This is a genomic window from Acidovorax sp. M2(2025), assembly GCF_049330835.1.
In the GTDB taxonomy this organism is placed as follows: domain Bacteria; phylum Pseudomonadota; class Gammaproteobacteria; order Burkholderiales; family Burkholderiaceae_C; genus Acidovorax.
Genome location: NZ_CP186262.1, coordinates 1,825,279 through 1,837,616 on the forward strand (window position 1 = coordinate 1,825,279; position 12,338 = coordinate 1,837,616).

Below are 12,338 nucleotides of genomic sequence, written 5' to 3' on the forward strand. Positions count from 1 at the left end.
GCTTGCCGTGGCCCGCTTCGCCGAGGTCCCACGACCCGACACCCTCTAACACGCGCAGTGCGCTGCCGGGCCGCGGCAAGCGGCACGGCACTGCACGCCGCCCCACTTTAGAACGCAACCGGAGAAAAAAATGTTGAAAGCCTACCGTGACCATGTGGCCGAGCGTGCCGCCCTGGGCATTCCCCCGCTGCCGCTGGATGCCAAGCAGGTCGCCGAGCTGATCGAGCTGATCAAGAACCCGCCTGCGGGCGAGGACGCCTTCCTGCTGGACCTGCTCACGCACCGCGTGCCCCCGGGCGTGGACGATGCCGCCAAGGTCAAGGCCAGCTTCCTGGCCGCCGTCGCCCACGGCGACATCCAGGTCGGCCTGATCAGCAAGGCCAAGGCCACCGAGCTGCTGGGCACCATGGTGGGCGGCTACAACGTGCACCCCCTGATCGAGCTGCTGGACGACGCCGAAGTGGCGGGCGTGGCCGCCGAAGCGCTGAAGAAGACGCTGCTGATGTTCGACTTCTTCAACGACGTGGCCACCAAGGCCAAGGCCGGCAATGCCAAGGCCCAGGAAGTGATGAAGAGCTGGGCCGATGCCGAGTGGTTCACCTCGCGCCCTGAAGTGGCCAAGAAGATCACGGTCACCGTCTTCAAGGTGCCGGGCGAAACCAACACCGACGACCTGTCGCCCGCGCCCGACGCCTGGAGCCGCCCCGACATCCCGCTGCACTACCTGGCGATGCTGAAGAACACGCGCCCTGACGCGGCCTTCAAGCCCGAGGAAGACGGCAAGCGCGGCCCGATGCAATTCATCGAGGACCTCAAGAAGAAGGGCAACCTGGTCGCCTACGTGGGCGACGTGGTGGGCACCGGCTCCAGCCGCAAGTCCGCGACCAACTCGGTGATCTGGGCCACGGGCCAGGACATCCCCTTCGTGCCGAACAAGCGCTTCGGCGGCGTCACGCTGGGCGGCAAGATCGCCCCCATCTTCTTCAACACGCAAGAAGACTCGGGTTCGCTGCCCATCGAAGTCGACGTGTCCAAGCTCGAAATGGGCGACGTCATCGATGTGCTGCCCTACGACGGCAAGCTGGTCAAGAACGGCGCCGAAGTGGCTTCGTTCGCGCTCAAGAGCGACGTGCTGCTGGACGAAGTGCGCGCGGGCGGCCGTATCAACCTGATCATCGGCCGTTCGCTCACCGCCAAGGCGCGCGAGTTCCTGGGCCTGCCCGCCTCCACCGTGTTCCGCCTGCCCGTGGCTCCCAAGGACTCCGGCAAGGGCTTCACGCTGGCGCAGAAGATGGTCGGCCGTGCCTGCGGCATGCCCGAAGGCCAAGGCATCCGCCCGGGTACGTACTGCGAACCCAAGATGACCACCGTGGGCTCGCAAGACACCACCGGCCCCATGACCCGCGACGAGTTGAAGGACCTGGCATGCCTGGGCTTCTCGGCCGACCTGGTGATGCAATCGTTCTGCCACACCGCCGCTTATCCGAAGCCGGTGGACGTGAAGACGCACCGCGAACTGCCCGCCTTCATCAGCAACCGCGGCGGCGTGGCCCTGCGTCCCGGCGACGGCGTGATCCACAGCTGGCTCAACCGCCTGCTGCTGCCCGACACCGTGGGTACGGGCGGTGACTCGCACACGCGTTTCCCCATCGGTATCTCGTTCCCGGCAGGTTCCGGCCTGGTGGCGTTTGGCGCCGCCACGGGCGTGATGCCCCTGGACATGCCTGAATCCGTGCTGGTGCGCTTCAAGGGCGAACTGCAGCCCGGCGTGACCCTGCGCGACCTGGTGCACGCCATTCCGCTGTACGCCATCAAGGCGGGCCTGCTGACGGTGGCCAAGGCCGGCAAGAAGAACATCTTCTCCGGCAAGATCCTCGAGATCGAAGGCCTGCCCGACCTGAAGGTGGAACAGGCGTTCGAACTGTCCGACGCCTCGGCCGAGCGCTCCGCTGCCGGCTGCACGATCAAGCTCAACCCCGAGCCGATCAAGGAGTACCTGAAGTCGAACATCGTCCTGATGAAGAACATGATCGCCGACGGCTACCAGGACGCGAAGACCCTGCAGCGCCGCATCGAGAAGGTCGAGGCCTGGCTGGCCAAGCCGGACCTGCTCGAAGCCGACAAGGATGCCGAGTACGCTGCCGTGATCGACATCGACCTGGCCGACATCAAGGAACCCATCGTCTGCTGCCCGAACGACCCGGACGACGCCAAGTTCCTGTCCGAAGTGGCCGGCACCAAGATCGACGAAGCCTTCATCGGCTCGTGCATGACGAACATTGGCCACTTCCGCGCCGCAGCCAAGCTGCTGGGCGGCCAGCGCGACATCCCCGTCAAGCTGTGGGTCGCGCCGCCGACCAAGATGGACCAGAACGAGCTGATCAAGGAAGGCCACTACGCAGCGTTCGGCACGGCCGGTGCCCGCACTGAAATGCCGGGCTGCTCGCTGTGCATGGGCAACCAGGCGCAGGTGCGCGAGGGCGCAACGGTGATCTCCACGTCCACCCGCAACTTCCCCAACCGCCTGGGCAAGAACACCAACGTGTTCCTGGGCTCGGCCGAGCTGTCGGCCATTGCATCGCGCCTCGGCCGCCTGCCCACGAAGGAGGAATACCTCAAGGAAATGGGCGTCATCGATGCCGACAAGGCCAGCGTGTACCGCTACATGAACTTCGACCAGATCGAAGAGTATGCGGAAGCCGCCAAGGCCGCCGTGTCCTGCTAAGCGCAACGCGACGCACCATCGCCAAAGCGGCCCTTCGGGGCCGCTTTTTTTTGTCCGCCGCGCGGGCAACTGTCATACATTTGTCACCCGAAGGCCCGTATGCTGGGCTTTAAGAACAAAAACAACAGAGAGGAGGGACCGATGGCTTTCTGGGCGGGTCGTGCGGGTGCGCTGCTGTTCAGTGCGGTGTTCGCCATCGCGTTTGGCTTGGGCGGCTACTTTGCGGGGCTGCAGCCGCTGGGGCACACGCTGCTGGCGGCATGGCAAGTGCGCAGCTGGCAGCCCGTGCCGGGGCAGGTGCTGGACACCGAGTTGCTTCGGCACAGCGGCAGCAAGGGCGGCTCGACCTATGATGTGCGAGCGCACTACCGCTACGAATTTGGCGGCCGGGCCCTGGAGGGCCGCCGGGTCGGCCTGGAACGGGTTGGGGGCGCCGACAACATTGGCGACTGGCACCAGCAATGGCACCGCCGGCTGCAGCAGGCACGCGAACAGGGGCAGTCCGTGACGGTGTGGGTGAATCCCGCCGATCCGGCCGATGCGTTGCTCGACCCGGCCATCCGCTGGTCCTTGCTGGCGTTCCGTCTGCCCTTTGCCTTCGTCTTCACCGGCGTCGGGGTGGGCGCCGCAGTGCTGTTTGGGCGGCTGCTCCTGCAACGCCAACGCCCGAATGGTGCGGAGGAGCCGGCATCGGTGCCGGCCCAGGCTGCCGGCGCCACGGTGCGCAGCTCCCTGCAGGGCAGTGCGGCCGGGATATGGATCTTCACGCTGTTCTGGTGCGGCATAGCGTTCCCCATGGCCGCGATGCTCTGGGCCGACCGTGGAGCGTCGGGTTGGGCCAAGGCTTTCATCTCCGTGTTCGTGGCGATTGGTGTCGTGCTGCTGGGCTTTGCGGTAGGCCAGACGCGCAAAGTGTGGCGCTACCGCGGCTCGGCTTTCACCGTGCTGCCGCAGCGGCCGCTGGGAGGAAGCCCCGTGGAGGCCACGGTGCTGCTTCCGGAAAAGGCTGGCGCTGCAGCGCAGCCGTTGCGCCTGCGCCTGGCGCAGTACCGGGTGGATGAGTCCAGTTCAGGCTCTCCGGAACGCCGGGTGGAAGCGGTGGACGCGCGCACCACGCAGCAGCCCACACCTGATGGCGGAGCCCGGCTGGTTGCGCGCTTTTCGGTCCCGGCGGACGCTCCCTCCCACGGCGCGAAGCGGTCGGGAGAGCGTGTGGACTGGCGGGTGGAGTTGCTCCGGGAGGATGGCTCCGTGGAGCTTTTCTATGAGGTGCCGGTGCAGGCTGCGCCGTCCGCTGCCCTGGGGGCTGCGGAAGACCGGTTTGACCGCCGGGCTGCGTGGACGCGTGAAGAAAGGATTGCCCTCTCCCAAGACTCCGGGCTGGATGCGCCGGAGGCGCCCTGGCCCGCCGGCGTGACGGTGTCCGAGGATGCACAGGGGTGGCAACTGGCCTTTTCCCAGCGTGCATGGCAGTGGGCGGCGGGGATCGCCCTGTGCCTGCTGGTGCTGGAATGGGTCGTCAACGACCGGCTGGGCGCGCACGGCCTGCTCCCGCCGCGGTCGCTGGGCGGCCTGCTGGTGGCCACCGTGCTGCCCGCCTTTGCATTGCACGCGGCCACGCGGCACTGGGCCCTGCGGGTGCAGGACAGCGGCATTGTGGTGCAGCGCACGTCCTGGCTGTGGACCTCGGTGCGGTCCGTGCCGGGCGACGCAAGCCAGGCACTCGTGCACAAGCTGCTGTACTCCACCGGCAGCGGTGCGCACGAGCACCCCTACCACGCCGTGTACGCACGTGGCGCGCACGGCGCACGGGTGCGGCTCACGCCAGGGCTGGCGGGGGCGGACGCCGCCGTTGCCGTGGGGCATGCGGTTGCGCAGGCCTGGCGCGACCGGCGCGGCCGGTTTGCCGCCGGGGAGCTGCGCGCGGGCAGGGACCATTCCCGCCCCGGCTGGGGCTGGCTGGTGGTGGCGGCGCTGCTGGCCGCCTTGTGGTGGGCTCCGCAACGGGATATCCGCGCCAGCGCGGGCGCCACCGCGCCCGGCGGCACGCCGGAAAGCAGCCGCTGGTCGGCCGTGGACAGGCGCCTCATGGATGCGCAGGACGCCGGCGACGCCGCGGCGCTGGAGGCCGCGCTGCGCGATGGCGCCAATCCCAACCTGCTGGCCGACAGCGGATCTTCCGTGCTGATGCTGGTGGCCCACCGCGGCCAGCTGGCGCACGTGGAACTGCTGCTGCGCGCCGGCGCCCAGCCCGATATGCGCCAGACCCGCAAGGACAGCGAGCGGGGCGACACGGCCCTGCTGCGTGCTTTCTATGGCGGCCACCTTGCGGTGGCGCAGCGGCTGGCGCAGGCCGGAGCCAGCCTGCAAGCCCGCAACCGCTGGGACTGGGGCCCCGTGCACATGGCCGCCCAGAGCGGTTGTGTTGCCTGCCTGCAGTGGTTGGCAGACCAGGGGCAGTCCCTGGAAGAGCCGGCTCCCGCAAGCCTGGGCGAAACCCCGGCCATGCTGGCGGCCGCCAAGGGGCAGCTGCAGGCCCTGCAATGGATGCAGGCGCGGGGCGTGGACCTTGGGCGGCGTGACCGCCGGGGCAAGAATGCCGTGGACTGGGCGCGGTGGGGCCACCAGGCGGACGCGGAGCGGTGGCTCATGGAGCGGCTCTGAGGCGGGCTGGCGCCATCGCGCGGCCGCTGGGGTGGCGCGGTTGCCGCGGCTGCGTCGGCCCCGTGCCGGAACCATCGCGGCAGCCCCGGATCAGAACCTGCCAAAAGCACAACAACAACCCGGTGCCCGATGTTCAAGTCTTTCTTCTTTGCCCGCCGCTGGTGGGCCTGGTCCCTTGCGGGCTCTGCGGTCATCCTCCTGGCCACCGGCTACCGCGTGCAGCTGGACGTGCAGATCAACGACTGGTTCGGTAGCTTTTACGACCTCATCCAGGAAGCGCTGGGCAAGCCCGGCGCGATCACGGCGGCGCAGTTCTGGGGCCAGCTGTCCACCTTTGCGCGCATCGCCATGGTGTATGTGACCACCGCGGTGCTGGTGGACTTTTTCAGCAAACACTACATTTTTCGCTGGCGGCAGGCCATGAACGAGCACTACATGGCCGCCTGGCCGCGGCTGCGCCATATCGAAGGCGCGGCCCAGCGCGTGCAGGAAGACACCATGCGGTTCGCGCGCACCATGGAGGACCTGGGGCTGAGCTTCATGCGCAGCCTGATGACGCTGGCGGCCTTTCTTCCCGTGCTGTGGACGCTCTCGGAGAAGGTGACCGGGCTGCCGTTGCTCGGGGCCGTGCCGCATGCCCTGGTCTGGGTGGCGCTGGCCTGGTCCCTGGGCGGCACGCTGCTGCTCGCTGGCGTGGGCGTGAAGCTGCCGGGGCTGGAGTTCCACAACCAGCGCGTGGAGGCCGCCTACCGCAAGGAACTGGTGCTGGGGGAGGACGACCCGTCCCGCGCCACGCCGCCCACGGCAGCCGAACTGTTTGCCAGCGTGCGGCGCAATTACTTCCGGCTGTTCTTCCACTACCTGTACTTCGACGTGGTGAAGTGGTCGTACCTGCAGGTGAGCGTGCTGGTGCCGCTGGTGGCCCTCGGCCCCACGCTGATCGCCGGCGCGATCACGCTGGGGGTGATGCAGCAGATCGCACGGGCCTTTGACAAGGTGCTTGAGTCGTTCCAGTTCCTGGTGCTCAACTGGAGCACCGTGGTGGAGCAGATCTCCATCTACAAGCGGCTGCGCGCCTTCGAGCGCCAGATGGCCCACGAGGTGCCGGCGCGCGCCTGACGCGCGCCGCCGGCGCGGCCGGGAGTGGCCCCCGCCGCGGGGCTATCGCACTTGCTTCTTGTCGAGCTTGCGCATGAGCGTGCGCCGGTGCATGCCCAGGCGGCGCGCGGCCTCGGACAAGTTGAAGCCCGTCTCGGCCAGCACCTCGTTGATGCGCTCCCACTCCAGGGTCTTGATGGAGCTGGAGCGGTTGGTCAGCTCCACCTCGGTGTTGCCGGCGCGAAGGCCGAAGGCCGCCTCGATGTCGTCGGTGTTGGACGGCTTGGCCAGGTAGTGGCAGGCCCCCAGCTTCACGGCTTCCACGGCTGTGGCAATGCTGGCAAACCCCGTGAGCACCACGATGAGCATGTCGTCGTCCGCGGCGTGCAGCCGCTGCACGCAGGCCAGGCCCGAGGCTTCGCCCTTGAGCTTCAAGTCCACGACCGCATAGCCCGGCGTGTGCGCGGCAAGCACGCCATCGACCTCCGGAAGACTGGCCGCGCGCACCACGCGGTAGCCGCGCCGCTCGAACGAACGGGTGAGCGTGCGCGCAAACGCCTCATCGTCCTCCACGATGAGCAGCAGGCGTTCGTCTTCGTCGATGTCGGTATCCATGGTGTGCGAACGGACTCTTCTCAGCCTTTGGCGCCCGGCAGGGCAATGGCCGCCAGGGGCAGCCGGATGGAAACCTGCGCACCGCCCTCGGGACGGTTGCGGGCTGCCACGCTGCCTCCCAGGGTGCGCGCCACGTTGAGCACGAGGTACAGGCCCAGCCCGCGGCCGGGCTGCTTCTTGGTGGACTGGTAGGGCGTGCCCAGCTGGGCGAGCATTTCAGGCGCAAAGCCGGGTCCGGCGTCCGTCACGGTGATGTCCAGCATGTCGGCATCGCGCGTGACGGCCAGGCGGACCCACCCTGGCGAGGCATCGCGCGCATTGTCCAACACGTTGAAAACCATTTGCTTGAGCGTGGTGTCCGACACCATGGGCAGGTCGGTGCCAAACTGGTTGTCGTAAGCGAATTCCGCCAGGGAACGGGTGCCGCGCCATTCCTGGGCCAGGGCGTCGAGAAAGGTGCGCACGGTGGTCTGCTCCGACTCCTCTCCACGGGCTTCCCCGGCGGACATCAGGATGCCGCTGACGATGCCCTTGCAGCGCTGCACCTGGACCTGCATCTCCGCGATGTCTTCCTGCAGCGGCGCAGAGGCAGCCAGCCGCGGGTCGTGCTGCCAGTCGCCCAGGATCACCGCCAGGGTGGACAGGGGCGTGCCCAGCTCGTGCGCCGCGCCCGAGGCCAGCAGGCCCATGCGCACGATGTGCTCTTCTTCCACGCGGCGCCGGCGCGCGGCGGCCAGCCGCGCATCGCGTTCGCGCAGGTTCAGGCTGATGCGCGTGATGAACACCACCACCAGCGTGGCATTCAGCGCAAAGCACACCAGCAAGCCGATCACATACAGGCTGGACAGGCCCTGGTGCAGGTCTTGCGGCAACTCCAGGGGCAGATGGTGCGTGGCCAGCACGCCAAAGCACAGCAGCGTGATGACGACGATGGACCAGATGTAGCCCCCCCGCAGCAGCACGGCCCCGAGCGTGATCTGCAGCAGGTAGAGGAAAACGAACGGGTTGGTGGTGCCGCCGCTCAGGTACAGCTGCACGGTGAGCACGGCCACGTCGATCAGCAGGGCCAGGAACAGCTCGACATTGCGCACCGCCACGCCGGTGCGCAAGCGCAGCATGCTCACCACGTTGTACAGCGCCAGGCAGCCCACCACCATCAGCATCTCGCGCAGCGGCAAGGTGAGCTGCAGGCTGTAGTGCGCCGCCTCGATGGTGAACACCTGGCCCACCACGGCAATCCAGCGCAGCTGGATCAGCTGCTGGAGGTTCTTGAGCCCGGCCGCCGCATCCGCGGCGCGCGGGCTTCGTTGCTGCTGGGCGGGTGGGGAATCTGCGCGGGAAGGAGGGTTCATGAAAGCGGGCTGTGCGGAGGCTTGCCGCCCAGGCGGCGCTCGTAGCGTGCCACATACCAGCCGCCCACGGCAACCATGAAGGCCAGCCCGTACCAGGTGAGCGCATAGACCAGATGGCTGTTGTGGAATTGCACCACCGTCATGCCGGCCCGCGGCCAGGAGGCGCCGGCCTCCGCTGCGGCCGCTTCACGCCCCGGGCTGGGCAGGCCCGCATCCACGAAGAAGGGGGCGGCCCGGGGCAGCCCCAGCGCGCGGCCGATGGCCGCCACATCGCGCGAATACCAGCGCTGCGCGGCGGGATCGTTGGCGCGCAGGAAGCCGCCACCCGGCTCCGTCATGCGCAGCAGGCCGTGCACCGTGGTGCCGGAGGCCGAAGGCGGCAGCGGCGCGGCGTCCAGCCATTGCGCCCGTTGCGCCGCGGGCACAAAGCCGCGGTTGACCAGCACCTGGGTGCCGTCATCCTGCTCCAGGGCCGAAAGGACCCAGAACCCTGCGCCCAGCTCCGTGACGGCTTGCGTGAGCACCGTCTTGCCCGGCAGCCACCGGCCGTGAAGGATCACGGGCAGGTACTCATGCTGTGCGGCGTTGACCTGCGGCCATTCGCCGGACGGGGGCAGGGGAACCGGGGCGCCGTGCACGCGTTGCTCGACACGCTCGATGAGCGCCAGCTTCCAGGTGCGCCGCTCGACCTGCCAGGTGCCCAGCGCCACAAAGACCAGGAACAACGCGGCGCCCGTGATGGCAAGCGCCGCCTGGCGCAGTCGCCGGGCGGGCGGCGCGCCAGGGGCGTGGGCGCGCGCGCCGGTCGTCAAGGTGCGGCGTGCCCGGCGGCCTCGTGCGCCGCCGGCTGCGCGGCGGCGGGATGCTCGGGCATCATGTTGGCGTTCATGTGGAACATCACCCACAGCGTGCCGCTGATGCCGATGGCCACGAACACCACGGTGAAGACGGTGGACAGCAGCGTCCAGCCGCTTTCAACCTTGCCGTTCATGTGCAGGAAGTAGACCATGTGCACCAGGATCTGCACTACCGCGAAGGCGCCCAGCACCAGCACGGCGGTGTTGCGGTCGGCAATCACCTTGGCCATGACCAGCCAGAAGGGGATGGCGGTGAGGATGACCGAGAGCACGAAACCGATGGCGTAGTCGCGCAGGCTGCTGTGCGGCCCCACGGCAGCGCCGTGGTGGTCGCCATGGCCGTCATGGCCGCCGTGTCCGGCGTGGTGTGCGTGTGTGTCGTGTGCGCTCATTTACAGCACTCCCATCAGGTACACAAAGGTGAAGACGCCGATCCAGACCACGTCCAGAAAGTGCCAGAACATCGACAGGCACATCAGGCGCCGCTGGTTCTCATGGATGAGGCCGTGGCGGCCGATCTGGATCATGAGCACCACGAGCCAGACCAGGCCGAAGGTGACGTGCAGCCCGTGCGTGCCCACCAGCGTGAAGAACGCCGACAGGAAGGCGCTGCGCTGCGGGCCCGCGCCTTCGTGGATCAGGTGGCTGAATTCGTACAGTTCCAGGCCCAGGAAGCACAGGCCGAACGCGCCCGTGACGGCGAGCCACAGCAGCGTGCCGCGCACGTCGCCCAGCTGCTTGCGCAGCATGGCGAAGCCGAAGGTGATGGACGACAGCAGCAGGAAGGCCGTGTTGAGGGCCACCAGGGGCAGGTCGAACAGCTGCGCGCCGGTGGGGCCTGCCGCATAGCTGCGGCCCAGCACGCCATAGGTGGCGAACAGGGCGGCGAAGATGAGGCAGTCGCTCATCAGGTAGAGCCAGAACCCCAGGGCGGTGCCGTTTTCGGGATGGGGCTCGTGCGCGAGGTGGTAAGCGCGGCCGGGCAGGGCGCCTGCGGCGGCGCTGGCGTGAAGGCTGTGTTCAGACATGGCGGGCCAGTTGGAGAGTGCGGGCTTCTTCGGAGGCGGCCACTTCGGACGCGGGGATGTAGAAGTCACGCTTGTAGTTGAACGTATGAACGATGGCGGCCAGCAGCAGCGCGGCGAAGGACCCGCCGGCAAGCAGCCACATGTGCCATATCAGGGCAAAGCCGAGGACCAGCGACAGGGCCGAGATCACCGCGCCGGAACCGGTGTTGGCCGGCATGTGGATGGGGGCAAAGCCGCCCAGCGGGCGCTGGTAGCCGTGCTTCTTCATGTCCCACCAGGCGTCGATCTCATGCACCACGGGCGTGAACGCAAAGTTGTAGTCCGGCGGGGGCGACGAGGTGGACCATTCCAGCGTGCGGGCATCCCAGGGGTCGCCAGTCACGTCGCGCAGCTGGTCGCGCTTCAGGTAGCTCACCACCAGCTGGATCAGGAAGCAGGCGATGCCGGCTGCAATCAGCGCGGCGCCGATGGCGGCGATGATGAACCAGATCTGCAGCGAAGGGTCTTCAAAGTGGCTCACCCGGCGCGTCACGCCCATGAGGCCCAGCACGTACAGCGGTGCGAACGCCACCCAGAACCCGACGACCCACAGCCAGAACGAGCGCAGGCCCCAGGTGCGGTCCAGCTTGTAGCCGAAGGCCTTGGGGAACCAGTAGTTGATGCCGGCGAACAGGCCGAACAGCACGCCGCCGATGATCACGTTGTGGAAGTGGGCGATCAGGAACAGGCTGTTGTGCAGCACGAAGTCGGCCGGAGGCACGGCCAGCAGCACGCCGGTCATGCCGCCGATGGCGAACGTCACCATGAAGGCCACGGTCCACATCATGGGCAGCTCGAAGCGGATGCGGCCCTTGTACATGGTGAACAGCCAGTTGAAGATCTTCGCGCCCGTGGGGATCGAGATGATCATCGTGGTGATGCCGAAGAAGGTGTTCACGCTGGCGCCCGAGCCCATGGTGAAGAAGTGGTGCAGCCACACCAGGTACGACAGGATGGTGATCACCACCGTGGCGTAGACCATGGACGTGTAGCCGAACAGGCGCTTCTTGCAGAACGTGGCCACCACTTCCGAGAAGATGCCGAAGCAGGGCAGGATCAGGATGTACACCTCGGGGTGGCCCCAGATCCAGATCAGGTTCACGTACAGCATGGCGTTGCCGCCCAGGTCGTTCGTGAAGAAGTTGGTGCCGGCATAGCGGTCCAGCGACATCAGCACGAGCGCGGCCGTGAGCACGGGAAACGACGCCACGATCAGCGCGTTGGTGCACAGGGCCGTCCAGGTGAAGACGGGCATGCGCATCAGGTTCATGCCGGGGGCGCGCATCTTGATGATGGTGACGATCAGGTTGATGCCGGACAGCGTCGTGCCCACCCCCGCGATCTGCAGGGCCCAGATGTAGTAGTCCAGCCCCACGCCCGGGTCCTGCGCGCCCAGATTGGACAGCGCCAGCCAGCCGGAGGTGGAGAACTCGCCCAGGAACAGCGACACCATCACCAGGATGGCGCCCGCCGTGGTCATCCAGAAGCTGAAGTTGTTCAGGAACGGAAACGACACGTCGCGTGCGCCGATCTGCAGCGGCACGAGGTAGTTCATGAGCCCGGTGACCAGCGGCATGGCCACGAAGAAGATCATGATCACGCCGTGCGCGGTGAAGATCTGGTCGTAGTGGTGCGGCGGCAGGTAGCCCAGGTGGTCGCCAAAGGCCATGGCCTGCTGCAGGCGCATCATCACGGCGTCGGCAAAGCCGCGCAGCAGCATCACCAGGCCCAGGATCATGTACATGATCCCGATCTTCTTGTGGTCGATGCTGCAGATCCAGTCGCGCCACAGCGGGCCCCACAGGCGGAACTTGGTGATCGCGGCCATCACGGCCAGGCCGCCCAGCAAGGTGGCGACAAAAGTCCACAACACGATGGGCTCGTGCGCCATCGGTATGGAGTCCCAGGTAATGCGGCCCAAGGCCCAATGGGATGCGGTTTCAGGTGCGGAGGACATAGG

Annotated in this window: 9 protein-coding genes; 3 read left to right on the forward strand and 6 right to left on the reverse strand. The window is 67.6% G+C overall.

Annotated features, from left to right (window positions below; translation table 11 throughout):
- Positions 1-130: 130 nt before the first annotated feature.
- The 3 genes from acnB to sbmA all read left to right on the forward strand — a co-directional run bounded on the left by acnB (position 131) and on the right by sbmA (position 6,508).
- A complete protein-coding gene (gene acnB / locus ACOYR3_RS08355) occupies positions 131-2,725 on the forward strand; it encodes a bifunctional aconitate hydratase 2/2-methylisocitrate dehydratase (RefSeq protein WP_422845984.1) in 2,595 nt (864 codons plus the stop codon).
- 141 nt (positions 2,726-2,866) lie between these two features.
- Complete coding sequence (locus ACOYR3_RS08360) at positions 2,867-5,389, forward strand: ankyrin repeat domain-containing protein (RefSeq protein WP_422845985.1); 2,523 nt, start codon at positions 2,867-2,869, stop codon at positions 5,387-5,389.
- A 129-nt stretch (positions 5,390-5,518) separates the two neighbouring features.
- Entirely contained in the window at positions 5,519-6,508 is a 990-nt protein-coding gene (gene sbmA, locus ACOYR3_RS08365; protein ID WP_422845986.1) for a peptide antibiotic transporter SbmA, read from the forward strand.
- Between the two features lie 42 nt (positions 6,509-6,550).
- On the opposite strand, the gene ACOYR3_RS08370 is transcribed toward sbmA, so the two are convergent.
- From ACOYR3_RS08370 to cyoB, 6 genes are read right to left on the reverse strand one after another with little or no spacing between them, the layout of a single operon-like run.
- Positions 6,551-7,102 carry a response regulator transcription factor gene (locus tag ACOYR3_RS08370; protein WP_422845987.1) on the reverse strand — a complete coding sequence of 184 codons (552 nt, stop codon included), beginning with the start codon at positions 7,100-7,102 and terminating at the stop codon, positions 6,551-6,553.
- A 20-nt stretch (positions 7,103-7,122) separates the two neighbouring features.
- Positions 7,123-8,454, reverse strand: coding sequence for an ATP-binding protein (locus ACOYR3_RS08375; RefSeq protein WP_422845988.1), 1,332 nt, complete (start codon positions 8,452-8,454; stop codon positions 7,123-7,125).
- Positions 8,451-9,266 (reverse strand): SURF1 family protein, encoded by an 816-nt coding sequence (locus ACOYR3_RS08380; RefSeq protein WP_422845989.1) that lies wholly within the window; start codon positions 9,264-9,266, stop codon positions 8,451-8,453. Before ACOYR3_RS08380 ends, ACOYR3_RS08375 begins: the two co-directional genes overlap by 4 nt.
- The gene (gene cyoD / locus ACOYR3_RS08385) at positions 9,263-9,703 is read right to left on the reverse strand and encodes a cytochrome o ubiquinol oxidase subunit IV (RefSeq protein ID WP_422845990.1); all 441 of its coding nucleotides are present in this window, start codon (positions 9,701-9,703) and stop codon (positions 9,263-9,265) included. The genes ACOYR3_RS08380 and cyoD overlap by 4 nt, the downstream gene beginning before the upstream one ends.
- The gene (gene cyoC, locus ACOYR3_RS08390; protein WP_422845991.1) at positions 9,704-10,339 is read right to left on the reverse strand and encodes a cytochrome o ubiquinol oxidase subunit III; all 636 of its coding nucleotides are present in this window, start codon (positions 10,337-10,339) and stop codon (positions 9,704-9,706) included.
- A complete protein-coding gene (gene cyoB, locus ACOYR3_RS08395) occupies positions 10,332-12,335 on the reverse strand; it encodes a cytochrome o ubiquinol oxidase subunit I (protein WP_422845992.1) in 2,004 nt (667 codons plus the stop codon). The genes cyoC and cyoB overlap by 8 nt, the downstream gene beginning before the upstream one ends.
- Positions 12,336-12,338: the final 3 nt, after the last annotated feature.

Coding starts and splice junctions, on each gene's coding strand:
- acnB (WP_422845984.1), top strand. CDS start 131: ATGTTGAAAGCCTACCGTGACCATGTGGCCGAGCGTGCCGCCCTGGGC.
- ACOYR3_RS08360 (WP_422845985.1), top strand. CDS start 2,867: ATGGCTTTCTGGGCGGGTCGTGCGGGTGCGCTGCTGTTCAGTGCGGTG.
- sbmA (WP_422845986.1), top strand. CDS start 5,519: ATGTTCAAGTCTTTCTTCTTTGCCCGCCGCTGGTGGGCCTGGTCCCTT.
- ACOYR3_RS08370 (WP_422845987.1), bottom strand. CDS start 7,102: ATGGATACCGACATCGACGAAGACGAACGCCTGCTGCTCATCGTGGAG.
- ACOYR3_RS08375 (WP_422845988.1), bottom strand. CDS start 8,454: ATGAACCCTCCTTCCCGCGCAGATTCCCCACCCGCCCAGCAGCAACGA.
- cyoD (WP_422845990.1), bottom strand. CDS start 9,703: ATGAGCGCACACGACACACACGCACACCACGCCGGACACGGCGGCCAT.
- cyoC (WP_422845991.1), bottom strand. CDS start 10,339: ATGTCTGAACACAGCCTTCACGCCAGCGCCGCCGCAGGCGCCCTGCCC.
- cyoB (WP_422845992.1), bottom strand. CDS start 12,335: ATGTCCTCCGCACCTGAAACCGCATCCCATTGGGCCTTGGGCCGCATT.